We start from the raw sequence: 23,245 nt of genomic DNA, 5'->3' as shown, positions 1-23,245 counted from the left end.
AATGTGGGAGGGGGCTTGCTCCCGAAAGCGGTGTATCAGTGCCAGAGTTGTTGCCTGACACGCCGCATTCGCGAGCAAGCCCGCTCCCACAGTTTGCATTGCATTAATCCTGCGACTACGCAGTAGCCCGCCAACAGTGGATCAACCAGGTAATCCCAATAGTTCTCCGAAGCCTTCAGCCGCAACGCGAACGCCAGGGTGCCGATCGCCAACATCCACACCGCCAATGCATTGCGCAGCCACAGCATCAACAGCGCCGCCGCCCCCACCAGCACAATCATCGGCCGAGGGTTAAAGCCCCAGCGGTAAGGGTCGAAATACGTCAGGCCCATCGTTGCCGGGTACAACAGCAGGCTCAGCACGCCAAACAGCACCAGCAATTGCACCAGGTGCTGACGGCCCAGCGGCTGTACCACGCCCAACCGGCACAGCCCCACCCACGCCAACAACACCAACGTGCTGATCGCCAGGTCATCGGTAAAGCTGCGTACGTACGCCGCCAAGGGCAGTTCATTCACCGGGATAAAGCTCACCACCACCAGCACGGGCAGCAACCACGGCCGCCACGGCGCGGTAAAGCGCAGGGCACACAGCGCCACAAACCCCAGCAACACAAAACTCAAATGGGCTTGCCACACAGAAACCATCACAGACGCTCCGCCAGCCAGGCTTCGTTGAAGCTGACATGTTTGATAAAGGTGTTATTCCACGAGTACACCAAGTGATACATGCCGTCCGGGCTGCGGCTGAAATACGGGTACTCGTATTCGAAGTCGCAGCCACGGGGTTTGCACACGCGATAATCCAGATTGCTCAGGAAACGTTGTTCCAGCGGCAGGCGTTTGGCGCCGCTGGACGCGCGAAAGCCTTCGCCGATGATCGCTTTATAGGCCTCGGGGGAAAACGGTTGGCCCAGCGGGTCGGGGGATTGGTCCAGCTCCACCACCGTGCGCCATTGGCTCAGCTTGGCGTCGGTGCCATAAAGGCTGAGCTTGAAGCGGCCGTCCTGCAGGTCGTTGAGGGCGACCAGCAAACCGTCGTCTTCGGTGCCCACCGCCGCCAGCGATGAATTGGGGTTGGCCGGTTCCAGCGGGTACGGCTCGCTCCAGGTTTGCCCGGCGTCCTCGGTGCGGCTGGCGAGCACGCGGTGATGGGTTTCGCCGGCGTAACGCAACATCGCCACGGCGCGCTGGCCGTCCTGCGGCACGATGGTCGGTTGCAGGGAATGCTTGCCACGGCTGATGCGGAATTTGTCGATCACCGCACCGTCCGCGCTCAAGTAGAGGTATTCGGCGAACTTGCCCATGAACTCGTGATACACCGGCAGGCCGATCGAGCCGTCGGCGTGAAACACCGGCGCGGCGCGTACCAGCGTGCTGATGTTGAAGAACGGCGAGGTCACCAATTGCCGAGGTGCCGACCAGTTCGCGCCAAGGTCCTCGGAGACCATCACGTTGATCGCACTGGTGGCCCAGCCGCCGACCGACACCGACACGTAAAACATCCACAGGCGTTTATCCGGCCCCAGCGCAATCACCGGGTTGCCCAGTTTACGGATGTAACGCTGAGTGCCGTCCCGCGTGCTTTCCCGCGTCGCTAGCACATGCTCGGCGCCCCATTCGCCGCTGCGCGCATCAAACCGTGCGGTGCGCACCTGCACATCGGCGGCGCCTTCGCGCGAACCGGCAAACCACACGGCCATCAAGTCGCCGCCGGGCAGCGCGGTGACGGACGAGGAGTGCACAAAGTCGGTGAGTTGCGAGGACACGAAGCGGCTGGTGTAGTGCGGCGCCGTCGCGACCTTGGCGGTGTTCGGGCTCGCTTGCGCAAACGGTGCGAGCACGTGCGGCGGATGGCTGAGCCAGGCGGCAATAAATACCCCTAGCAGGCTGCAGATCAGTAGGGCGGAGCGCATAGAGAACCTGTCAGAGAAAAGGATTACTGCGCACGATCATCCGGCAGGCGCTTCCTGCGACCGGTGAGCATGGATAACGGCAGGTTGTCCTTCACCTGGAGACTTTCATACACGGCGGCCAGTACATGCACACCGACCAGGGCCAGCAGCACATTGGCGGCGTTCTCGTGGACTTGCAGAGGCCAATCGGCGCCCCATAGCGCGTCGACTTCCTGCATCAGGAAGCCGCTGATACCGAGGGTCAGCAGCGCCGACATCATCAACAGCATCACCAGCGCGCCGATGGGCGAATGGCCGAGGCGATGCAGTGCTCGCCCGGTGTAAACCCTACGCACGTGGTTACCTAGGCGCGCAGGCGATGGCCAGAAATCCGACCAGCGCGCACTGCGCGGCCCTACAAACCCCCACACCAACCGCACCAGCAGCCAGGCCATGGCGTAGTAGCCCAGCCAAACATGCCAGTCATCGCCCGCTTCGTTAAAGAAGTAATTGGCGATAAAGACCCCGGCGATAGACAGATGAAACAGCCTCACCAGCGGGTCCCACAGGCGCAGGGATTCGCCTGGCATCAGCCCTTGATCTCAGTCTTCACGGCCTTGCCGGTGACCGGGTCGTGGTAGATCTCGACCTTGCGTTTGTCCTTGTCGAAGCCGTAGATCTCGTAGCAGTTGCCGTCAGTGACCTTGAACTTGCTGATGGTGTAACCGTCGGCCTTGAGCTTGTCCTGAAAGGCCTTTTCGTCTTGCCATTGCGAACGCTCGGCGGTGGTGCACTGCGGGCCGGCGAGGGCCATTGGGCTGGCGATAAGCAGAGACAGCAGGAGAATTTTGCGCATGAAAAAGCTCTCAGCAGATGTGGGAGATTTCACAGTGCAAAACCAACCTTAGTGCAACCTTAGTTGGCAACGCGCCGTAACATCTTTCCCGGAATGACCCACCGTAGAACCGGCATCATTCCGCCGTTTCCTACAGAGATTTCGTTATGCGCCTACTCCTTGTCGAAGATGATCGTGCCCTCGGCCAGGGCATTCGCGTGGCATTGGGCGCCGAAGGCTACACGCTGGATTGGCTGCAAGATGGCCTCAGCGCCTTGCACGCGCTGCGCACTGAAAGCTTCGATTTGCTGCTGCTCGACCTCGGCCTGCCACGCCTGGATGGCCTCGACCTGTTGCAGCAACTGCGCGCCGGGCAGCATGACCTGCCGGTGCTGATCCTCACCGCCCGCGACGGTACCGCCGAACGCATCGCCGGGCTGGACGCGGGCGCCGACGACTACCTGATCAAACCCTTCGACGTCGAAGAACTCAAAGCCCGCGTGCGCGCCCTGTTGCGCCGCAGCCAGGGCCGCGCGCAACCGATGCTGGAACATGCCGGCGTCAGCCTCGACCCGGCCACCCAGCAAGTGCGTTACCAGGATGAAGAGATCATCGTCACGCCGATGGAATACCAGCTGCTGCACCAACTGATGGTGCGCCCCGGCAAAGTGGTGACCCGCGAGCGCCTCGCCCGGGCGTTGTATGGCTGGCAGGACCGGGTCGAGAGCAACACCCTCGAAGTACTTATCCACAACCTGCGTAAAAAACTCTCCACCGACCTGATCCGCACCGTGCGCGGTGTTGGCTATGTGCTGGCGCTTAAACCATGACCTCGGTTCGCGCGCGCATCCTCATTCCGGTGCTGGTGTTTATTTTGCTCGGTGATGCCCTGATCAGCTGGCTCGTGCTGCGCGACAGCCACCACGAAATCGAAGAAGTCTACGACGCCCAACTCGCCCAAAGTGCGCGCCTGCTGCAAGGTGTGCTGCGCCAACGCGACCCCGGCGAAGCCGACTGGGACCGCTTATATCAGGCGTTCGACCAGGCCATGAGCCGAGTGGGGGAGGAGGGCGTGTCCCACCCGTACGAAACTCGCCTGACCTTCCAGGTGTGGCGCAGTGACGGGCAATTGCTCGTACGTTCCGCCGAAGCCCCCGTGCTGACTGCACCGCCGGCCACCCTCGGCGCCCACGACATCATGGACAACGATAATGACTGGTGCGCCTACCTCCTCGCCGACCCGCAACAGGGACTGCTGATCTGGGTGGGCGAGCGCGACGACATTCGCCAGGACCTGATCGAGCGCATTGTGCGCCATACCCTTTGGCCCACCTTGATCGGCGTGCCGCTGCTGACCGTATTGATCTGGCTGACCATCGGCTGGGGGCTCACACCGTTGCGCACCATGGTGAGGTCGATTCGGGGGCGCAATACCGACACCTTGCAACCGCTGAACCTCAAGCCGTTGCCGACTGATCTGGAGCCCATGCAAACCGCGCTTAATCGGTTGCTGGTGCAAATGGATGACCTGTTGGAGCGCGAACGCCGTTTCATCGCCGACGCCGCCCACGAACTGCGCACGCCATTGGCGATCCTGCGCATCCATGCACAAAACGCCCAAAGCGCTGCGACCGAAGCGCAACGGCGCGAAGCCTTGGACTTCCTGGTCAACGGCGTGGACCGTGCCACACGCATTGGCAGCCAATTACTGACCATGGCGCGTATCGAGCCGCAACTGAGCAACCCCGTGCGCAAGCGTGTGCAATTGACGGAACTGGTGCGCGAAGAACTGGCCGAGTTGACGCCGCTGGCCATGGAGAAAGGTGTGGAGTTGGTGCTCGAAGGCGAAGAAGAATGTTGGGTGCAAACCGAGCCGGTGGCCCTGGCGATTGCGCTACAGAACCTGGTGACCAATGCACTGAATTTTTCCCCGGCGGGCAGCGAAGTGAAAGTGGTGATTGGCGTTAACTGCTTGAGCGTGGAAGACCAGGGCCCGGGGATTGATGAAGCGGAAATGGAGCGTTTGTTTGAGCGGTTTTATAGCCGGGATAACGCCAATGGTGCGGGGTTGGGGTTGGCGATTGTGGAGATGATCGTGGGCAAGATCGGCAGTGCGTTGACGTTGCACAATCTGGCGCAGGGCGGCTTGCGCGCGCGGCTGAGCTTCACGGCTTGCGCGCAAGCGCCTGCGGGAATACCACACCGTTGAACGTGTGGGTGCAGCAGTCACAACTGGGCTTCATCTGTTCGGGCGTCAATTGGGGGTTAACCTTTTGCAGCAGGCCTGCCGCGTCGACCCACAAACCGCTGTAATAGCTGAAATCACCCAATAGCACATAGTCGTCTTTGTCATTTTCATGCAGAGCAACCATCCAGAACACGGGCTCCGGGCGATCCAGGCGAGCATTGGCTTCGCTGAACACCTTGTCCCATGGCCGACCAACGTTGGACAGGAGAAATCGGAATAGCGGCGTGTAGTCAAAACCGTGTCGTTGACGGCTGTGCATTGAACCGCGGGTGGACAGTGAACGCTGTGCACTTTTGGTATGCCGTTCATAGCGATAAGCGAAACCGCTACCGTGGCGCACACCGTGGGTTCGGGTATTGACTGAGCGGTAGAGGAGGGGCTTTTTCATTGCATCAAGACTCTGTACGGGGTTGTTTTGGAGGGGGCGGCCAAGCGCCTTGATAGCGGAAGGAAATTTGGTAGTCGAATAGGTTGGGCTGTATTACATGCTGGAAGTGTGGCTGGAGAATTGTTATCCAGGTAGGGAGAACGTTGAAACCCCCGGCATATATTGCGGTTTCTTCGCTCAACCCCAGAGCTTCAAAAGAACTGTCTGCGTCATGGATATCCGCTGAGTACTCATTTTCTTTTAAGTCATCACTGTTCTTTTCGTACCAGCACAATCTGATTTTCATGACCACTTTTGCTAGTCCTCTATATCGGTAAATTCGACGCTCAGGTTGCGCCGTTCCTTGGTATTGCGGACCCTGCGAGTCGGGTGAGAACCCTGAGATGCCAGGGGATCTTTCGGAGTCTTTTCCCTGAAAGTGAACGTCGGCGAATGAGGTTTCGACTCTTTAAAATGGTTACGCGTCGCATGCCAAATACAGCGACGCATTTTTTGGAAAGACCAATGAGGTAAGGTTTTCGATACCTTCGATTTGTTGCGGAGTAAGTAGGTAGTCATAGACACATTCGTGTTCGTCCTCCCAACCCATAATTGGCAGCAAATCGGCAGCTTTCAGGTTGAGCGGTATTTCAGTCGAAATATTCTCGCTTCCCGCTGGGACTACGTAGATCAGGTGTTTCATGGATCTATCCTTCTCGTGTCTTTTGCGTCTTTGGTTCGTTCACCTGTTATAGGATCGAATTCGCCCAAGTGCTTACCTCGCTTGTTGTACTTCTCGACCTTGCCTCGTTCGAAGTCCCATTCGTAGATATAGCCATGGGGATCCTTCCAGCGGGGCCTAAGATGACCTCCGCCCCTGACGCTGGATTTGGAAGGCGCGCGTACGGCTTCTGGAAACGCAGTTAAAAACCTTGGACTCGGTTGATATTTGTGATCCCCAGCCCGAACGCTAACCACCACATACAGCGGCCGAACCCCCGACTCCACCGGGAACACCAGAATAAAATCCCGATACTCCGGCGGATAAATCGGGTTCACCAGAATCTGCGCGGCTTTCTCCGTCGGCGGGTAAATCCAAATCACCGGCGCTTGCGGCGCAGCCTCCAATGCCGGAATACCCAGCGTATCTCCAGGATCAACCGCAGGCGTCCAGATCAGCTCCACGCCCTCACCCAAATCCGCGACAAACTGATCGCCACGGCTTTGGAACTGCACCACATCAATCATCTGCCAATCGGCAGTGTTGCCTGTGTAAAACCCGTACCCCTTGAGCGTGCCGTCCCCACTCTGTTCGACATGCAAACGCATCTGCGACCGCGCCCGTTGCAGCGAACGCAACTGTTCCTCGCTGTAGAGCGCGCTATCACCCAGCTCCGACGGCCAAGCCAGCGCCACCAAACCCGCCAATAAGCCACCGGCTACAGTGCCAGCGGCGGTAGCTGCGGATTCCACCACCGCCGAACGCAACGCCAACTGCCCCAAGCCAACAGGCAGGGCGCTGCCGCTGATCTTGTGCAAGGCGACTGCGCCTCGGCTGTCCACCTCGCGCCCACCCAACAGGCTGAAATGGCCGTAATCCTTGATCAGCTCCAACGGTACGTAACCGGTGGGGTCGTTGTAGCGAATGATGCCGTCGGGCAGTTGGCAGGGTTTGGTGAACACGCAACCGGGAAGTTTTGCGGGCGTAGGCGCCGGTGCTGGTGTTGGGTCGAGCAACACCATGGGCGGCGAATAGGGCACCCGCTTCGGCTGCGGAGTCAGGATTCGCCGTTTGAGTTGTTCTTCTTCGGTGATGGGGTAAAAGCGCTCTGACATGACCGGCTCACTTCCTTGTGCGAGGGAGTGAGCGTACGAGGGGGAATCAGAGGTTGATGTCGGCTTTGCTCGATGGTGTATGTGGGAAAAGTCATCGCTGTTAGCGACGATAATTAAAAAGGGGCGATGGGACTTTTCTACTTAGCTATCTTCAGCATTTTAAGTAGTGCGCTTTGGACATTTCGCGTCACAAGGCTCGGCTTTGCCTGTCCAGTTTTTAAAGCTAAGTTCTCGCTCGTCGCTGTCTATACGGCGACCGGGCCTGGAAACCCGTGGGTATAGGCGCACAGGCGCCACCATTTATCACGACCGCTGGCGCCACTTTTGTGCCAGCATATGCGTGTTATGGCGGCTGTGCGTGGGAGGCTTTCGAGTCTGCCGGGTTTGCCTATTCCCCGGTTTCCAGCCTGCGCACAGCTACCACCCATTCGCCTGGAAACGAATGCGGCAGCTCTCTTCGAAGAATGGGAGCTATACCAATGAGCGTTTCTGAACGGTTTTATCCTCGCAATACCGCAGTCCACACCTCCACGCAGTTCGGAGGTGCCCAATGATCAACCCACCCCTAAACAAAACCCTCGGCGTCATCACCTTCTCCCCCTGCGGCAAACAGCCCAACCTCCACCGTCTATTCCGCGTCAATGCCGGCGTGCCCATTCGCGATGCCCTGGAGCATGCCTCCGAGCTGTTGCACTGTTCCAAAATGCTCGCGTTGGATGCCGCCATGGACAAGAGCGCGGATCGTTATGCCTGGGCGGCGCATTATTTGGGGGAGATGGCGAAGGCGGTAGTGGATGATTTGGCGAATGGGATGTTGCCGAATGGGGTGATGGAGGAGGGCGAGGCGGTTTCGGTGTAAGCGGGTGATTTGAGGGTGTGGCGGCTGGCGTCTTCGCAGCGATGCGGCGACCCGACAAGCCAGCTCCCACGTTTGGATCGAGGCGCACCAGCTAAACCGTGTAGGCAGTAAAAAAGACCTTGGGACGCCAAGGTCTTTTTTTGCCTGCTGATCGAGGTGCGCAAGTGCTTGATGCCCTGCGTGCGTCAAGTCGGGCGGTATCGCTTGGTCAGGGATTATGTTGGCTCATCGGGGTGCCAATTAAGCAACGCTTGGCAAAGAGGCGCCGGCGCAGGTGGCTTCGGCATGGGGTAAGCCTGTTGCATTTGGGCGATATCGCCGTCGCTGATGTCCCAGGTTTCCGATTGACCCCAACTGCCATCTGTCCAGTCGGGGCTGACCTCGTAATGCATTATCGAATCGCCGTCGTAAGGTTGGTAGCTGTGCTCATCGCGACGCTCTAGGGGTAAGATATTTTTGTCGACGAGGTACTGGGTCCAACCATAGTGCTTGAGCATGTGGTCATACGCCTTCTGCTTGTCCCAGGGAATGCCTGAATTAGGGTGTTGGTGAGCATGCAGCGCGCCCAAGCCATGCCCGAACTCATGCAGCACCACGAAACGGAATCTGGGTGAATGGATATCGCCCGGCAGGATCATCGTGGGCAGGTGTGGCGGTTTTTTTTTCGCGTCTGTCCCTACCGCAGAGCCGAAGGTGTCATTGATATGGTTGAGAGCGATACGGATGTCGCCTTCTTCGCCCAGGACAAAATTGAACTTGAGATTGACGTAAGGCAGCCATTCGTTGATCACGTCCTTTATCGCTTTTGCCTCCTCTTCGTTAACGTCATATAGCGCTATCGTGATCGTCGAACCATTGGGCCAGAGCTGGGTTTTGTCGATCACGTTGCGCTTGGTTCGTATCGGGCTGACAGACTGCGCATCAGGGCTTGAGGCGTTGTCCGCGTAGGGGGCGGTATGAAACGGTTGAAAGAGACTGGGAGCATTGATCATAAGACATATCACCCAAAGGCTATAGGAACCTTTGGGTGTTGCCGGTGAGGTCTACAGTTCCCTGTGCAGGCTTGTTTCAGTCAATTATTTTATCTGTCGCTGGCCTCCAAACGACCGAGCTCGAGCGGCTGATAAACAATTAAGCGCATAAGGGGTCAGCTCAGCAGGTGCTTGGAAATGATCCGCGAAATTTCCACAATCGAAGTCTTCCCAGTGAATTCAAACTTCACTTTCCCCAGCGACGAAAAGTAAATCTCCAACTCCGAATCCAGATCAAACGTGCCGGATGTTTCCACCGAGTACGCGACGATATTTTTGTACGGCAGCGAGGTGAAGTCCTTTTTGCTGCCGGTAATCCCCTGCACGTTCACCGCGATGATGCGCTTGGTGGTGAAGACCACGCCGTCGCGCATGGCTTTGTAGGCGTCGATCACTTCTTCGCCGTCGAGCAGCAGGGCGGAGACGCGTTCGGCGTATTCGTTGTTTTGTTTGAGTTTGAAGAAGCCTTTGTTGTTGAAGTCGATCATGTGCCTGTCCTGGGTGAGTGGTGCGGCAAACGCCTGTGAGTGTGTATGACGTTTTGCTCGCGGATCTGTATCTAACGCCCGGCTTTCCAACGCCCTACCATGGCGTCCAACACACTATTTCTGGAGCGACACCATGCCCGAACTGTCCAGCTGGCTTGCCTATGGCCTGATCTCACTCGGCATGGTGCTAACGCCCGGGCCGAACATGATTTACCTCATTTCCCGCTCAATTTGCCAGGGGCGTAAGGCCGGGTTGATTTCCCTGGGCGGCGTTGCGTTGGGGTTTGTGGTTTACATGCTGTGCGCGGCATTGGGCATCACCGCGTTGGTGATGGCAGTGCCGTTTGCCTACGACGCGCTGCGGCTCGGCGGGGCGTTGTACCTGGTGTATCTGGCCTGGCAGGCGGTCAAGCCGGGTGGCCGTTCGCCGTTTCAAGTGCGGGATTTGCCCCAGGACAGCCCGCGCAAGCTGTTCATGATGGGCTTTGTGACCAACCTGCTGAACCCCAAGGTGGCGGTGATGTATTTGTCGTTGCTGCCGCAGTTCATCGACCCGAACGGCCATGGCAGTGTGCTGACGCAGTCCCTGGTGCTGGGCTTTACGCAGATTGCCATCAGCGTGAGCGTTAACTCGGTGATTGCCATCATGGCGGGCTCCATCGCGGTGTTCTTTGTCACCCGCCCGGGTTGGCAGGTGGTGCAGCGCTGGGTGATGGGCTCGGTGTTGATGGGGTTGGCGGTGCGGATGGCGGTTGAAGGGCGGCGGTGAGGCCATTCAGCGTGCCATGACGTTGACGATTACATGCAGGATGAAGGCGGGGCCATAGCAGGGCTGACCGTGTTCATCCTCGATCCGCCAGATGGACGTGACCGTGCAGGTTTCCTTGGGCGCGGCAAACTCCACAGTGATGTGCACCGGCTGGCCGGGCAGTGTTTCTGCAATAGCGACCTCGTTGTTCAGGCTGCGCAGGTGTGTGTCCATCACCACTTCCAGTGGCGCGCCCGTGGCGGTGCGTTGGGCGATGACGTATTCGCCGTCTACTCGCACCAACCTGCGGCCACGCCAGGGGCGGGAGCCAAGGTTCTGGATTTCCCAGGTTTTCTGAAAGATTTCGCCGGGCAGCACGACGGTTTGATCGGGCGTGGTTACGTCTGCATTGAAGACGGCGATGTCACTCGGGTCATGCAGGCCAATGGCTCGGTTGGTGGTGGCCATTGAGTTTGCGTCAGCCGGAGCGCCTGCCAGGTCGGCGAAGTAGCGGAACAGCAGCAGCGGCGAAACCTGCAACGCCTTGGCGAGTTTGATCAGTGTACGTACCGAGGGATCTTGCGAGGCGCCGCCTGCCAATCCGTAGAGATAGGTTCTGGAAATGCCAGCTTCCTTGGCCAGGGTGGTCATGGATTTGCCCAGTTCCCGGCTGCGTCGAGTAATCAGCGCCCTTAGGGTATCCCGCGTCCTGATCGTCATGCCTCACCTTTGTACGCCAAAAAAGACAACCTGCTCGCCGCTGCGTTTAGCGAGGTATGCACACTACACGCCGCGCTACGCCTTGGGATTCTGGCGTGTGTTGCATTCCTTTACACCAGGATTGAAAGGTAGCCATGACGCCTTACTTTATCGAGGGGCTGGTACTTGGCCTCGGGCTATTTGTTGCCCCAGGGCCTAAAGATACATTGGTCATTCGCCAAGCTGTCGGCCGTGGCCCTATTTGGGGCGTGGTCGCTATTTGTGTTTTGGCCGACATCCTGCTGATCGCTTTTGGCGTCACGGGTTTAGGTTCGCTGCTGGGAAGTTGGCCAGAGGTGATGGTGCTAATGCTGCTGTCCGGCGCGCTTTATCTACTGTGGTTTGGTGCCCAGCGCTTATTGGCCTGCATCCGTAACCAGTCCATGCCGGACACTCAGGGCGGCAATTCGCAACGCGGGCTGTTACGTACGGCGGTGGTGCTCGGCTTTGCCAACCCATACGCATGGCTCGATACGGTCGTGCTGATCGGCGCTATGGGTGCTGCCAAACCCGCAGGCCAACAAGTGCTGTTCGCAACCGGTGCCATGACGGCATCGTTGGTGTGGTTTATGGTGCTGGCGCTGGGATGTCAGCGATTGGCCGGGCTGTTTCGTTCACCGGTGGTCTGGCGATGCCTGGACGCTGGCGTCGCCGTATTGATGGTGTATCTGGCCGGTGTGTTGATCACCGACTCACTGGATATCTTTCAGGTAGTCCTTGAGAGTAATCAGCGGCGGGCTTAGCTCATCAAGGCTGTGGACCTGTTGTACATCGGCGGACAGCTTGAGCAATTCACGCCCGAGTACGGTGTCGGCACCGCCTAACGTATTCAGTGCCTGGGCAATACACTCATCAAGCTTCACCTGAATCGTGGCCAAATCCCCCTGGCGCACCAACAACCCGAACACTTCCCGCTCATACCCGTCCATGACCAAATCATCCCGCAGAATCGGGCTCGCGCCTTCGGTCTCATGCACCAGCTTGAGAGCAAAAAGCGCCACAGCTTCCAGCGTCAATTCCATGGTCCCGGCTCCTCAACGTCTGCGTTCGCCCGTGCATACGCACTTTTCTACAGGCGAAAAAAAAGACCTTGAATTTCAAGGTCTTTCTTTAAGATGGTGCCCCGAGGGAGACTCGAACTCCCACTCCTTTCGAAAACGGATTTTGAATCCGCCGCGTCTACCAATTCCGCCATCAGGGCTCAATGGCGGCGAAGTATAGAGATGAGATTACCGTTGGTCAATCACGTTTCATGGTCTATTTTCACTATTTCCGCTAGACTTCCCGGCCCTGCTAGACGAACCCCATCATGCGCGTTGCTGACTTTACTTTTGAGCTCCCTGATTCGCTGATCGCTCGCCACCCTTTGGCCGAGCGTCGCGCCAGTCGACTGCTGACCCTGGACGGGGTGAGCGGTGCCCTCGCACACCGTCAATTCACTGATTTGCTTGAGCATTTACGCCCAGGCGATTTGATGGTGTTTAACAATACCCGGGTGATTCCGGCACGGCTGTTTGGCCAGAAAGCGTCCGGCGGCAAGCTGGAAATTCTGGTGGAGCGGGTGTTGGACAGCCATCGCGTGCTGGCCCATGTGCGCTCCAGCAAGTCGCCGAAACCGAGGTCGAGCATCCTGATCGATGGCGGTGGCGAGGCCGAGATGGTCGCGCGCCATGACGCGTTGTTCGAACTCAAGTTCGCCGAAGAAGTGTTGCCGCTGTTGGAGCGTGTCGGCCATATGCCGTTGCCTCCTTATATAGACCGCCCCGACGAAGACGCGGACCGCGAGCGCTATCAGACGGTGTACTCGCAGCGCCCGGGTGCGGTGGCCGCGCCGACGGCCGGGCTGCATTTCGACCAGCCGTTGCTGGATGCGATTGCCGCCAAGGGCGTCGAGAGCGCTTATGTGACCCTGCACGTGGGGGCCGGTACGTTTCAGCCGGTGCGTGTGGATAACATCGAGGACCACCATATGCACAGCGAGTGGCTGGAAGTCAGCCAAAGCGTCGTGGATGCCGTGGCGGCGTGCAAGGCGCGCGGCGGTCGTGTGGTGGCTGTGGGCACCACCAGCGTGCGTTCGCTGGAGAGTGCGGCGCGTGATGGCGTGCTCAAGCCGTTCAGTGGTGACACCGATATCTTTATCTTTCCGGGCCGGCCGTTCCATGTGGTCGACTGCCTGGTGACCAACTTCCATTTGCCGGAATCCACGCTGTTGATGCTGGTGTCGGCATTTGCCGGTTACCCGGAAACCATGGCCGCGTATCAAGCCGCCATCGCCAACGAGTACCGTTTTTTCAGCTACGGTGATGCGATGTTTATCACCCGTAACCCGGCGCCGACTGCTCCTAAAGAAGCGGGCCCTGAGGAACCACTATGAGTCGTATGTCGTTTGAATTATTGGCCACTGACGGCAAGGCTCGTCGTGGTCGCCTGACCTTTCCACGCGGCACCGTCGAAACCCCGGCTTTCATGCCTGTGGGCACCTACGGCACCGTCAAGGGCATGCTGCCGCGTGACATCGTCGCCACAGGCGCCGAGATCATCCTCGGCAACACGTTCCACCTGTGGCTGCGCCCGGGCACGGAAGTGATCAAGAAGCATGGCGACCTGCATGACTTCATGAAGTGGCAAGGCCCGATCCTCACCGACTCCGGTGGTTTCCAGGTGTTCAGCCTGGGCGCCATGCGCAAGATCAAGGAGGAGGGCGTGACCTTCGCCTCGCCGGTCGACGGTTCCAAGGTGTTCATGGGCCCGGAAGAGTCGATGCAGGTGCAGCGTGACCTGGGCTCCGACATCGTGATGATTTTTGACGAGTGCACGCCGTACCCGGCGGATGAAGACGTGGCGCGCATTTCCATGGAGCTGTCGCTGCGTTGGGCCCAGCGCTCGAAGAATGCCCACGGCGACAACACCGCGGCGCTGTTCGGTATCGTCCAGGGCGGCATGCACGAAAGCCTGCGCAAGCGCTCGCTGGAAGGCTTGGACAAGATCGGCTTTGACGGCCTGGCCATCGGCGGCCTGTCGGTGGGCGAGCCCAAGCACGAGATGATCAAGGTGCTGGATTACCTGCCGGGCCTGATGCCGGCTGACAAACCTCGTTACCTTATGGGCGTTGGCAAACCGGAAGATCTCGTAGAGGGTGTGCGCCGCGGTGTGGACATGTTCGATTGCGTGATGCCAACCCGTAATGCCCGCAATGGGCATCTGTTCATCGATACAGGCGTGCTGAAGATCCGTAACGCGTTCCATCGCCATGATGATTCGCCGCTGGATCCCACCTGTGACTGCTACACCTGCCAGAACTTCTCGCGTGCTTATCTGCACCATCTGGACAAGTGCGGGGAAATGCTGGGTAGCATGTTGAATACCATCCACAATTTGCGTCACTACCAAGTCCTGATGGCTGGTTTGCGCGAGGCTATTCAACAGGGTACATTGGCCGCCTTCGTCGATGCCTTCTATGCCAAGCGCGGGCTCCCTGTGCCGCCCTTGGACTGAGTTTTCCGACCCTAAGATTCACTATTTGCAACTGGAGTGCTAAATGAGCTTTTTTATCTCTAATGCCATGGCTGACGCCGCTGCGCCTGCCGCTGCCGGCCCAATGGGCGGTGGTTTCGAGTGGATTTTCCTGGTCGGCTTCCTGGTCATCTTCTACCTGATGATCTGGCGTCCACAGGCCAAGCGCGCCAAAGAGCAGAAAAACCTGCTGGGCAGCCTGCAGAAAGGCGACGAAGTCGTGACCACTGGCGGCATCGCCGGCAAGATCACCAAGGTTTCCGATGCTTTCGTGATTCTGGAAGTCTCCGACACCGTCGAAATGAAGTTCCAGAAGGGCGCCATCGCCGCCACGTTGCCAAAAGGCACGCTCAAAGCGATCTGAGTAACAACTTTTACCAATCGACGGGGCGCGCAAGGCGCCCCGCGTTATAAGCGGGCGGCGTGATGCTGAACAAATACCCTCTGTGGAAATACGTACTGATCCTGGCGGTGCTGGCGATCGGTTTTATTTATTCCGCTCCCAATCTTTATCCTGATGACCCTGCGATCCAGATCACGGGCGCCAGCACTTCGCTGCAGGTCAATCAGGCTGACCTGGAACGCGCGAGCAAAGCGCTCAACGACGCGGGCATCCAGGTTAAAGCGGCAACATTGGCGGCTGATGCTAAGGGCGGCTTGTTGCGCCTGACCAAGGCAGAAGACCAACTGCCGGCCAAAGACGTTGTGCGCAAGGCCATGGGTGATGACTACGTTGTCGCGCTGAACCTGGCACAGACCACGCCAAAATGGCTGCGCAGCATTGGCGCGCACCCGATGAAGCTGGGTCTGGACTTGTCCGGTGGTGTGCACTTCCTGCTGGAAGTCGACATGGACAAAGCCCTCGACGCACGCCTGAAAGTCTACGAAGGCGATGTGAAGAGCCTGCTGCGTAAAGAGAAACTGCGTTATCGCAGCCTGCCGCAGCTCAACGGTGCCATCCAGCTGGGCTTCTCTGACGAAGCTTCCCGCGAACAGGCCCGTGCGCTGATCCGCAAGAACTTCAATGATTTCGACATCGTACCGGCCGACCTCAATGGTCAACCTGTACTGCGTCTGGCGATGACCCCGGCCAAGCTGGCGGAAATCCGTGAATACTCCATCAAGCAGAACTTGACCACGGTACGTAACCGCGTCAACGAGCTGGGTGTGGCCGAGCCGATCGTTCAGCGTCAGGGCGCCAACCGCATCGTGGTTGAACTGCCGGGCGTGCAGGACACTGCTGAAGCCAAGCGTATCCTGGGTAAAACGGCCAACCTGGAATTCCGTCTGGCCGCTGAGCCGGGTGCTTCGCGCGCCACTGCCGAAGAGTTCGAGTTCCGTGAAGGTAACCGTCCTCCAGCGTTGATCGAGCGTGGCTTGATCATCACCGGTGACCAGGTGACTGACGCCAAGGCTGGCTTTGGCGAGCACGGCACGCCTGAAGTGAACATCCGTCTGGATGGTCATGGCGGCGAACTGATGAGCCGCGCCACGCGCAGCAACGTCGGCCGCAGCATGGCGGTAATCTTCATCGAGCAACGCCCGGTTACCACCTACACCAAGCAAATGGTCAACGGTGTCGAGAAAGACGTGCCGGTGCAGACCTTCAAGGAAGAGAAGAAGATCATCAGCCTGGCGACCATCCAGTCGCCGCTGGGTGCTCAATTCCGCATCACTGGCCTGAACGGCCAGGGCGAGTCGTCCGAACTGGCGCTGTTGCTGCGTGCCGGTGGCCTGGCGGCGCCGATGTACTTCGCTGAAGAACGCACCATTGGCCCGAGCCTGGGTGCCGACAACATCACCAAGGGTATCGACGCAGCCTTGTGGGGCATGCTGTTTGTGTCGCTGTTCATCATCGCCATCTACCGCTTCTTCGGCGTCATCGCCACCGTGGCCCTCGCGGGCAACATGGTCATGCTGCTGGCCCTGATGTCGCTGCTGGGCGCTACGCTGACCCTGCCGGGTATCGCCGGTATCGTGCTCACCATGGGCATGGCGGTAGACGCCAACGTACTGATCTTCTCGCGGATTCGTGAAGAGATCGCGGCGGGCATGACCGTACAGCGTGCAATCAACGAAGGCTTCGGCCGGGCATTTACCGCGATTCTCGACTCCAACTTGACCACCTTGCTGGTCGGCGGGATTCTCTTTGCCATGGGCACCGGCCCGGTCAAAGGTTTTGCGGTGACCATGTCCCTCGGTATCTTTACCTCGATGTTCACGGCCATCATGGTGACCCGCGCAATGGTCAACCTGATCTTTGGCGGGCGTGACTTCAAGAAGTTGTGGATTTAAGGGGCTGCCATGTTACGTACAATCAACTTCATGGGCGTTCGCAACGTTGCGTTCGGCTTCACCATGGTCCTCACCGTTCTGGCGTTGTTCAGCTGGTTCCATAAGGGGCTGAACTACGGTCTGGATTTCACCGGCGGTACGCTCATCGAGCTGACCTACGAGAAGCCGGCCGACGTTACTCTGGTGCGCAACGAGCTGGTCAAGGCCGGCTATCACGAAGCCATCGTGCAGAGCTTCGGTGCAACCACCGACCTGCTGGTGCGTATGCCGGGCGAAGATCCACAACTGGGTCACCAGGTAGCCGAGGCCTTGCAGAAGGTCGGCGGCGACAACCCGGCGTCGGTCAAGCGCGTCGAGTTCGTGGGCCCGCAGGTCGGTGAAGAGCTGCGCGACCAGGGCGGCCTCGGCATGCTGATGGCGCTGGCCGGCATCATGATCTACCTGGCGTTCCGCTTTCAGTGGAAGTTCGGTGTAGGCGCCATTGTGTCGCTGATCCACGACGTCATCGTGACCGTGGGTATCCTGGCGTACTTCCAGATTACCTTCGACCTGACGGTATTGGCGGCGGTGCTGGCGATCATTGGTTACTCCCTCAATGACACCATCGTGGTATTCGACCGGGTTCGTGAGAACTTCCGCGTACTGCGCAAGGCGTCGCTGATCGAGAACATCAACGTTTCCACCACTCAGACCCTGCTGCGGACCATGGCGACGTCGATCTCCACCTTGCTGGCGATTGCTGCGCTGATGATCTTCGGTGGCGACAACCTGTGGGGCTTCTCCCTGGCGCTGTTCATCGGCGTTCTGGCGGGCACCTACTCGTCGATCTACATCGCCAACGTGGTGCTGATCTGGCTGAACCTCAACAGCGAGGATTTGATCCCGCCTGCCACTACCGGCAAGGAGGTCGACGACCGCCCTTGATGGGCGCTTGTTGAAACGCTGTTACAAAGAAGGCGCGAGTATTGAACTCGCGCCTTTTTTTTCGCTCCAAGGCTGGGTATAGCGCGGACGTTTCGGTCCGTTTGTGATGGTCAGGAGGTTCACGTGAACAAGTCGTTGCTGGTTGGTGCGGTATTGGGTGCTGTCGGTGTGACTGCCGGGGGTGCTGTTGCCACCTACAGCCTGGTAAAAAGCGGCCCTGAGTATGCGCAAGTGCTGGCGGTGCAGCCGGTGAAAACCCAGATTAAAACCCCGCGCGAAGTCTGTAAGGACGTCGCCGTGACCCGGCAGAAGCCTGTGCAGGATCAACATCAAATCGTCGGTACCGTGGTCGGTGCGCTGGCGGGTGGCCTGTTGGGCAACCAGGTCGGTGGCGGTAATGGCAAGAAGCTGGCGACTGTAGCCGGTGCGGTGGGTGGCGGTTACGCCGGTAACAAGGTTCAGGAAGGCATGCAGAACCGCGATACCTACACCACTACGCAAACCCGTTGTAACACCGTCAACGACATCAGCGACAAAGTTGTCGGCTATGACGTGCGGTACACCCTGGATGGCAAGGAAGGTTCGGTGCGCATGGACCGTGATCCCGGTGGCCAGATTCCAGTGGATAAAGAAGGTCGTCTGATCCTGGGTCAGAACCAGCAGTAATTCCAAGTCGGGTGCGGTTCAAAATGTGGGAGCGGGCTTGCTCGCCAAGGCGTAGTGTCAATCAACAGATTTATTGACTGACCCACCGCTTTCGCGAGCAAGCCCGCTCCCACATTGGGTATCGGTTGTAGCTGGAATTGCCGTATCGCCCAAATCCCAGGCATAAAAAAAGCACCCCTCGGGGTGCTTTTTTGTGCTCGCTCGCTTAACGCTTCAGCGAAGCCGGCAGGTGCGGCTGGATCGCCGTCAATACTGCCTTGAAGCATTTGGTGTTACCGGCAACGACGTGGCCTTTCTCAAGGAAGTCGTGACCACCGGTGAAGTCGCTCACCAGGCCACCCGCTTCCTGGATCAGCAGGGCGCCTGCCGCCATGTCCCACTCGGACAGGCCCGACTCCCAGAACGCATCAAAACGACCGGCGGCAACATAAGCCAGGTCCAGGCTGGCAGCACCGGCGCGACGGATGCCGGCGGTTTGGCCAACCAGGGCGCGGAACATGCCCAGGTAGTTTTCCAGGTTGTCCATCTGGTCGTCACGGAACGGGAAGCCAGTGCCCAGCAGGGCGCCGTCCAGGCTGGTACGACCGCTTACACGCAGGCGACGACCGTTCAGCTGGGCGCCACGGCCACGGCTGGCGGTGAATTCTTCCTGGCGAACCGGGTCGAGCACGACAGCGTGTTCCAGGCGGCCACGGTATTTGCAGGCAATGCTCACGGCAAAGTGTGGGATGCCGCGCAGGAAGTTGGTGGTGCCATCCAGTGGGTCGATGATCCACAGGTAGTCTTCGCCTTCGCCGCTGCCTTTGTGCAAGCCGGTTTCTTCGCCGAGGATGCCGTGGGTAGGGTAGGCCTTGCGCAGCGCGTCGATGATTTTCTGTTCGGCGGCGCGATCCACCTCGGATACATAATCCTTGGCGTCTTTTTCGTCGACCTTGATGGTATCCAGGCGCTCGATGGAGCGGAAGATCAATTCACTGGCGCTGCGGGCGGCGCGCAGCGCGATATTCAGCATGGGCTGCATGGATGTGTCACCTAAGGTTGTTAAAGAAAGCCGGGCATTCTAGCAGAAACTTTCTTCAGGTGAAGGACGACGTTACCTTTCATGGCATAACCTTAGGCTGTTCTGTAAGATTTGCTCCCCTTTCCCGTGTCCGAGAGCGCCTCCCTTGCTGCAAAACATTCGTGTCGTCTTGGTCAATACCAGTCATCCCGGCAACATCGGCGGGGTGGCGCGAGCCATGAAAAACATGGGGCTGACGCGCCTGGTGCTGGTCGAGCCGCGCCTGTTCCCGCACCACGAGGCCGATGCCCGTGCGTCCGGCGCCAATGACATCCTGGAAAAAGCCCAGGTTGTCGCCACGTTGGAAGACGCGTTGGTCGGCTGCAACCTGGTGCTCGGCACCAGCGCTCGCGACCGTCGTATCCCTTGGCCGCTGCTGGATCCGCGCGAATGCGGCACCAAAGTGGTGGAAGAGGCCGCCGGCGGTGCCGAAATCGCCCTGGTGTTCGGTCGTGAAGATTCCGGCCTGACCAATGAAGAGCTGCAGCGATGTCATTACCACGTGCACATTCCATCCGACCCTGAGTTCAGCTCGCTGAACCTCGGGGCGGCGGTGCAGGTGTTGAGTTATGAAGTGCGCATGGCCTGGCTGGCCGCTGAAGGTCAGCCGAGCAAGGTAGAGAAGGATGAAGTCGCGTCGACCAAAAGTGGCGAGTTGGCCACCATGGACGAGCTGGAGCGGTTCTATGAGCACCTGGAGCAAACCCTGGTGGCCATCGAATTCCTCGATCCGGAAAAACCACGGCACTTGATGGCGCGCCTGCGTCGCCTGTACGGGCGCAGCTCGGTCAGCCGAGCGGAAATGAATATATTGCGTGGCATCCTCACGGAAACCCAGAAAGCGGCCCGTGGCGAGCTTCTTAAGCGGAAGGATTAAAAATGTTCGAGCGTTTGCGAGAAGATATCCAGAGTGTTTTCCACCGTGACCCGGCGGCGCGCAACGCCTTTGAAGTGCTGACCTGCTACCCGGGCATGCACGCGATCTGGATTCACCGCCTGTCCGGCGCCCTGTGGGGTATGGGCTGGAAATGGCTGGCGCGGCTGGTGTCGAACTTCGGTCGCTGGCTGACGGGGATTGAGATTCACCCGGGGGCCAAAGTCGGGCGTCGCTTCTTTATCGACCATGGCATGGGCATTGTGATTGGCGAGACCGCCGAAATCGGTGATGACGTCACCCTTTATCAGGGTGTGACCCTGGGCGGCACCACCTGGAACAAAGGCAAGCGCCACCCGACACTGGGTGATGGTGTGGTAGTGGGGGCGGGCGCCAAGGTGCTTGGCCCGTTTACCGTTGGTGCGGGCGCCAAAGTCGGCTCCAATGCCGTGGTCACCAAGGCCGTGCCGCCTGGCGCCACCGTGGTAGGTATTCCTGGGCGCATCATCGTCAAGCCGGAAGTCGGCGACGAGCAGGAAGCCAAGCGCAAGGCCATGGCGGAGAAGATCGGTTTCGATGCCTATGGCGTCAGCGAAGACATGCCCGACCCGGTGGCGCGCGCCATTGGCCAGTTGCTTGACCACTTGCAGGCAGTGGACGGCAAGCTGGACGGTATGTGCGGCGCGCTGAAGGAGCTGGGCAGCAGCTACTGCGCCAAGGACCTGCCTGAGCTGCGCGAAGAAGACTTCGCCGAGATCAAGAACGAGGCTGCCACCACCAAGGCTGGCTGAGGTCTCGCAATCACCGCAAGACCCTGTGGGAGCGGGCTTGCTCGCGAAAGCGGTGTGTCAGTCGCTGAATATACTGGCTGACCCAGCGCCTTCGCGAGCAAGCCCGCTCCCACATTTGATCTTCGTTGTCTCTGGCAGTGCTGGTTGTCCGTTCCCGCTGTTCCATCCCACCCCACCCTGCTATGATTCGCGCGCCCTTTTTACGGGTAATCCCGACTAAAGCACTAGGTCTTATAGTTGACTTAAATACTCGGGAATCGCATACTTGCTCCCATTCTGAAACACCTTGGTACTTGTCCATGAGACTGACTACAAAAGGCCGATACGCGGTAACCGCCATGCTTGACCTGGCCTTGCACGCGCAAACTGGGCCGGTGTCCCTGGCCGATATCTCCGAGCGCCAAGGCATTTCCCTGTCCTACCTCGAGCAGCTGTTCGCCAAATTGCGCCGTAGCAACTTGGTTTCCAGCGTACGTGGGCCGGGTGGCGGCTACCAACTGTCCCGCGACATGCAGGGCATCCAGGTAGCCCAGGTGATCGACGCGGTCAACGAATCCGTCGATGCCACCAAATGCCAGGGTTTGGGTGATTGCCACGCTGGCGACACCTGCCTGACCCACCACTTGTGGTGTGACTTGAGCCTGCAGATCCATGAGTTTTTGAGTGGTATCAGCTTGGCTGATCTTGTGACTCGCCGTGAGGTGCAAGAAGTAGCCCAGCGTCAGGACCAGCGCCGTTGCAACACCAAGGCGCCGCGTCTGGACAAGATCGAAGCGTCCGCCGTCGAGTGACAGCCGCAGAGCTAACGGCACGCCAGCCAGCCTGATTAGGAGAAAGTCCATGAAATTGCCGATTTACCTTGATTACTCAGCGACCACCCCGGTTGATCCGCGTGTCGCGCAAAAGATGAGCGAATGCCTGCTGGTCGACGGAAACTTCGGCAACCCGGCCTCCCGTTCCCACGTATTCGGCTGGAAAGCCGAGGAAGCGGTCGAGAACGCTCGTCGCCAAGTCGCCGACCTGGTCAATGCCGACCCGCGCGAAATCGTCTGGACCTCCGGTGCCACCGAATCCGACAACCTGGCAATCAAGGGCGCGGCGCATTTCTACGCGACCAAAGGCAAACACCTGATCACCACCAAGATTGAGCACAAGGCTGTCCTCGACACCATGCGCCAACTGGAGCGTGAAGGTTTCGAGGTTACCTACCTCGAGCCAACCACCGACGGTATCGTCACCCCGGCCATGATCGAAGCCGCGCTGCGTGAAGACACCATCCTGGTTTCCGTGATCCACGTGAACAACGAAATCGGCACCATCAACGACATCGCAGCCATCGGCGAACTGACCCGCTCCAAGGGCATTCTGCTGCACGTCGACGCTGCTCAGTCCACCGGCAAGGTCGACATCGACCTGTCGAAACTGAAAGTCGACCTGATGTCCTTCTCCGCCCACAAGACCTACGGCCCTAAAGGCATCGGCGCGCTGTACGTGAGCCGCAAGCCTCGCGTGCGTATCGAAGCCACCATGCACGGCGGTGGTCACGAGCGCGGCATGCGTTCGGGCACCCTGGCGACCCACCAGATCGTTGGCATGGGCGAAGCCTTCCGTGTAGCCAAAGAAGACATGGCTGCCGAAAACGTGCGCATCAAAGCGTTGAGCGACCGCTTCTACAAGCAGGTCGAGAACCTTGAAGAGCTGTACATCAACGGCAGCATGACTGCCCGCGTACCGCACAACCTGAATTTGAGCTTCAACTACGTCGAAGGCGAGTCGCTGATCATGGCGCTCAAGGACCTGGCAGTTTCGTCCGGTTCGGCCTGCACCTCGGCTTCCCTTGAGCCTTCGTACGTATTGCGCGCCCTGGGCCGCAACGACGAACTGGCACACAGCTCGATCCGCTTTACGTTCGGCCGTTTCACCACCGAAGAGCAAGTCGATTACGCCGCGCAGAAAGTCTGCGAAGCCGTCAACAAGCTGCGCGTTCTGTCGCCGCTGTGGGACATGTACAAAGACGGTGTCGATATTTCCAAGATCGAGTGGGCGGCACACTAACT

At 59.0% G+C, this 23,245-nt stretch carries 28 protein-coding genes and 1 tRNA gene; 15 read left to right on the top strand and 14 right to left on the bottom strand.

Annotation, left to right across the window (positions count from 1 at the left end; genetic code table 11):
• Positions 1–35 precede the first annotated feature (35 nt).
• Genes A7J50_RS24275 through A7J50_RS24260 form a run of 4 tightly spaced genes read right to left on the bottom strand, consistent with a single transcriptional unit; the run spans position 36 to position 2,750 of the window.
• Complete coding sequence (locus A7J50_RS24275; protein ID WP_064454062.1) at positions 36–647, bottom strand: hypothetical protein; 612 nt, start codon at positions 645–647, stop codon at positions 36–38.
• Positions 647–1,915 carry a sialidase family protein gene (locus A7J50_RS24270; protein ID WP_064454061.1) on the bottom strand — a complete coding sequence of 423 codons (1,269 nt, stop codon included), beginning with the start codon at positions 1,913–1,915 and terminating at the stop codon, positions 647–649. The genes A7J50_RS24275 and A7J50_RS24270 overlap by 1 nt, the downstream gene beginning before the upstream one ends.
• Before the next feature lie 23 nt (positions 1,916–1,938).
• Entirely contained in the window at positions 1,939–2,484 is a 546-nt protein-coding gene (locus tag A7J50_RS24265) for a cytochrome b/b6 domain-containing protein (protein WP_064454060.1), read from the bottom strand.
• Positions 2,484–2,750, bottom strand: coding sequence for a PepSY domain-containing protein (locus A7J50_RS24260; RefSeq protein ID WP_053257899.1), 267 nt, complete (start codon positions 2,748–2,750; stop codon positions 2,484–2,486). The genes A7J50_RS24265 and A7J50_RS24260 overlap by 1 nt, the downstream gene beginning before the upstream one ends.
• 146 nt (positions 2,751–2,896) lie before the next feature.
• Between A7J50_RS24260 and A7J50_RS24255 the strand changes: the two genes are divergently transcribed.
• Both A7J50_RS24255 and A7J50_RS24250 read left to right on the top strand, forming a co-directional pair.
• Positions 2,897–3,559 carry a response regulator gene (locus A7J50_RS24255; RefSeq protein WP_064454059.1) on the top strand — a complete coding sequence of 221 codons (663 nt, stop codon included), beginning with the start codon at positions 2,897–2,899 and terminating at the stop codon, positions 3,557–3,559.
• Positions 3,556–4,938 carry an ATP-binding protein gene (locus A7J50_RS24250; RefSeq protein ID WP_064454058.1) on the top strand — a complete coding sequence of 461 codons (1,383 nt, stop codon included), beginning with the start codon at positions 3,556–3,558 and terminating at the stop codon, positions 4,936–4,938. Before A7J50_RS24255 ends, A7J50_RS24250 begins: the two co-directional genes overlap by 4 nt.
• On the opposite strand, the gene A7J50_RS24245 is transcribed toward A7J50_RS24250, so the two are convergent.
• The 4 genes from A7J50_RS24245 to A7J50_RS24235 all read right to left on the bottom strand — a co-directional run bounded on the left by A7J50_RS24245 (position 4,895) and on the right by A7J50_RS24235 (position 7,180).
• A complete protein-coding gene (locus tag A7J50_RS24245) occupies positions 4,895–5,365 on the bottom strand; it encodes a hypothetical protein (RefSeq protein WP_064454057.1) in 471 nt (156 codons plus the stop codon). The two genes, A7J50_RS24250 and A7J50_RS24245, sit on opposite strands and share 44 nt — an antisense overlap.
• A gap of 4 nt (positions 5,366–5,369) precedes the next feature.
• Positions 5,370–5,657, bottom strand: a complete 288-nt coding sequence (locus A7J50_RS30990; protein WP_082895950.1) for a colicin E3-like toxin immunity protein — start codon at positions 5,655–5,657, stop codon at positions 5,370–5,372.
• A gap of 165 nt (positions 5,658–5,822) precedes the next feature.
• On the bottom strand, positions 5,823–6,047 hold the full coding sequence (locus A7J50_RS24240; RefSeq protein ID WP_064454056.1) for a DUF7683 domain-containing protein: 225 nt from the start codon (positions 6,045–6,047) through the stop codon (positions 5,823–5,825).
• Positions 6,044–7,180: a colicin E3/pyocin S6 family cytotoxin gene (locus A7J50_RS24235; RefSeq protein WP_064454055.1), complete on the bottom strand. Its 1,137-nt coding sequence runs from the start codon at positions 7,178–7,180 to the stop codon at positions 6,044–6,046. The genes A7J50_RS24240 and A7J50_RS24235 overlap by 4 nt, the downstream gene beginning before the upstream one ends.
• 550 nt (positions 7,181–7,730) lie before the next feature.
• Here A7J50_RS24235 and A7J50_RS24230 point away from each other — a divergent pair.
• Positions 7,731–8,039 (top strand): DUF3077 domain-containing protein, encoded by a 309-nt coding sequence (locus A7J50_RS24230; RefSeq protein WP_064454054.1) that lies wholly within the window; start codon positions 7,731–7,733, stop codon positions 8,037–8,039.
• Positions 8,040–8,254: 215 nt separating this feature from the next.
• Here A7J50_RS24230 and A7J50_RS24225 read toward each other — a convergent pair whose 3' ends face one another.
• Positions 8,255–9,031, bottom strand: a complete 777-nt coding sequence (locus A7J50_RS24225; RefSeq protein WP_064454053.1) for a hypothetical protein — start codon at positions 9,029–9,031, stop codon at positions 8,255–8,257.
• Positions 9,032–9,186: 155 nt separating this feature from the next.
• A complete protein-coding gene (locus A7J50_RS24220) occupies positions 9,187–9,558 on the bottom strand; it encodes a PH domain-containing protein (protein ID WP_053257892.1) in 372 nt (123 codons plus the stop codon).
• A 133-nt stretch (positions 9,559–9,691) separates the two neighbouring features.
• On the opposite strand from A7J50_RS24220, the gene A7J50_RS24215 reads away from it, so the two are divergent.
• Positions 9,692–10,327 (top strand): LysE family translocator, encoded by a 636-nt coding sequence (locus tag A7J50_RS24215; protein WP_064454052.1) that lies wholly within the window; start codon positions 9,692–9,694, stop codon positions 10,325–10,327.
• A gap of 6 nt (positions 10,328–10,333) precedes the next feature.
• On the opposite strand, the gene A7J50_RS24210 is transcribed toward A7J50_RS24215, so the two are convergent.
• Entirely contained in the window at positions 10,334–11,026 is a 693-nt protein-coding gene (locus A7J50_RS24210; RefSeq protein WP_064454051.1) for an NBR1-Ig-like domain-containing protein, read from the bottom strand.
• Between the two features lie 134 nt (positions 11,027–11,160).
• Between A7J50_RS24210 and A7J50_RS24205 the strand changes: the two genes are divergently transcribed.
• Entirely contained in the window at positions 11,161–11,808 is a 648-nt protein-coding gene (locus A7J50_RS24205; RefSeq protein WP_064454050.1) for a LysE/ArgO family amino acid transporter, read from the top strand.
• On the opposite strand, the gene A7J50_RS24200 is transcribed toward A7J50_RS24205, so the two are convergent.
• Both A7J50_RS24200 and A7J50_RS24195 read right to left on the bottom strand, forming a co-directional pair.
• On the bottom strand, positions 11,758–12,087 hold the full coding sequence (locus tag A7J50_RS24200; RefSeq protein WP_064454049.1) for a hypothetical protein: 330 nt from the start codon (positions 12,085–12,087) through the stop codon (positions 11,758–11,760). The genes A7J50_RS24205 and A7J50_RS24200 overlap by 51 nt on opposite strands.
• Before the next feature lie 94 nt (positions 12,088–12,181).
• Positions 12,182–12,266 (bottom strand) — tRNA-Leu (locus A7J50_RS24195).
• 108 nt (positions 12,267–12,374) lie between these two features.
• On the opposite strand from A7J50_RS24195, the gene queA reads away from it, so the two are divergent.
• The 6 genes from queA (at position 12,375) to A7J50_RS24165 (ending at position 18,463) form a co-directional block, all read left to right on the top strand.
• A complete protein-coding gene (gene queA / locus A7J50_RS24190; protein ID WP_064454048.1) occupies positions 12,375–13,439 on the top strand; it encodes a tRNA preQ1(34) S-adenosylmethionine ribosyltransferase-isomerase QueA in 1,065 nt (354 codons plus the stop codon).
• A 5-nt stretch (positions 13,440–13,444) separates the two neighbouring features.
• Complete coding sequence (gene tgt / locus A7J50_RS24185; protein WP_003175976.1) at positions 13,445–14,560, top strand: tRNA guanosine(34) transglycosylase Tgt; 1,116 nt, start codon at positions 13,445–13,447, stop codon at positions 14,558–14,560.
• Positions 14,561–14,603: 43 nt separating this feature from the next.
• Complete coding sequence (yajC, locus tag A7J50_RS24180) at positions 14,604–14,942, top strand: preprotein translocase subunit YajC (RefSeq protein WP_053135483.1); 339 nt, start codon at positions 14,604–14,606, stop codon at positions 14,940–14,942.
• Between the two features lie 62 nt (positions 14,943–15,004).
• Entirely contained in the window at positions 15,005–16,873 is a 1,869-nt protein-coding gene (gene secD, locus A7J50_RS24175) for a protein translocase subunit SecD (protein ID WP_064454047.1), read from the top strand.
• A 9-nt stretch (positions 16,874–16,882) separates the two neighbouring features.
• Entirely contained in the window at positions 16,883–17,797 is a 915-nt protein-coding gene (secF, locus tag A7J50_RS24170) for a protein translocase subunit SecF (protein ID WP_053257884.1), read from the top strand.
• 123 nt (positions 17,798–17,920) lie between these two features.
• Positions 17,921–18,463: a glycine zipper 2TM domain-containing protein gene (locus A7J50_RS24165; protein ID WP_053257883.1), complete on the top strand. Its 543-nt coding sequence runs from the start codon at positions 17,921–17,923 to the stop codon at positions 18,461–18,463.
• A 205-nt stretch (positions 18,464–18,668) separates the two neighbouring features.
• On the opposite strand, the gene suhB is transcribed toward A7J50_RS24165, so the two are convergent.
• Positions 18,669–19,484, bottom strand: coding sequence for an inositol-phosphate phosphatase (gene suhB / locus A7J50_RS24160; protein WP_003175971.1), 816 nt, complete (start codon positions 19,482–19,484; stop codon positions 18,669–18,671).
• A gap of 145 nt (positions 19,485–19,629) precedes the next feature.
• On the opposite strand from suhB, the gene trmJ reads away from it, so the two are divergent.
• The 4 genes from trmJ (at position 19,630) to A7J50_RS24140 (ending at position 23,243) form a co-directional block, all read left to right on the top strand.
• A complete protein-coding gene (trmJ, locus tag A7J50_RS24155) occupies positions 19,630–20,400 on the top strand; it encodes a tRNA (cytosine(32)/uridine(32)-2'-O)-methyltransferase TrmJ (protein WP_010565226.1) in 771 nt (256 codons plus the stop codon).
• Positions 20,401–20,402: 2 nt separating this feature from the next.
• Positions 20,403–21,188 carry a serine O-acetyltransferase gene (cysE, locus tag A7J50_RS24150; protein ID WP_064454046.1) on the top strand — a complete coding sequence of 262 codons (786 nt, stop codon included), beginning with the start codon at positions 20,403–20,405 and terminating at the stop codon, positions 21,186–21,188.
• A 299-nt stretch (positions 21,189–21,487) separates the two neighbouring features.
• Positions 21,488–21,979, top strand: a complete 492-nt coding sequence (gene iscR / locus A7J50_RS24145) for a Fe-S cluster assembly transcriptional regulator IscR (protein WP_003194020.1) — start codon at positions 21,488–21,490, stop codon at positions 21,977–21,979.
• A 49-nt stretch (positions 21,980–22,028) separates the two neighbouring features.
• On the top strand, positions 22,029–23,243 hold the full coding sequence (locus tag A7J50_RS24140; protein WP_010207898.1) for an IscS subfamily cysteine desulfurase: 1,215 nt from the start codon (positions 22,029–22,031) through the stop codon (positions 23,241–23,243).
• Positions 23,244–23,245 lie beyond the last annotated feature (2 nt).

The sequence above is a fragment of the Pseudomonas antarctica genome, from assembly GCF_001647715.1.
GTDB lineage: Bacteria > Pseudomonadota > Gammaproteobacteria > Pseudomonadales > Pseudomonadaceae > Aquipseudomonas > Aquipseudomonas antarctica_A.
The sequence above is the reverse complement of the archived record's forward strand: the minus strand, read 5'-3'. Positions and strand labels throughout refer to the sequence as shown.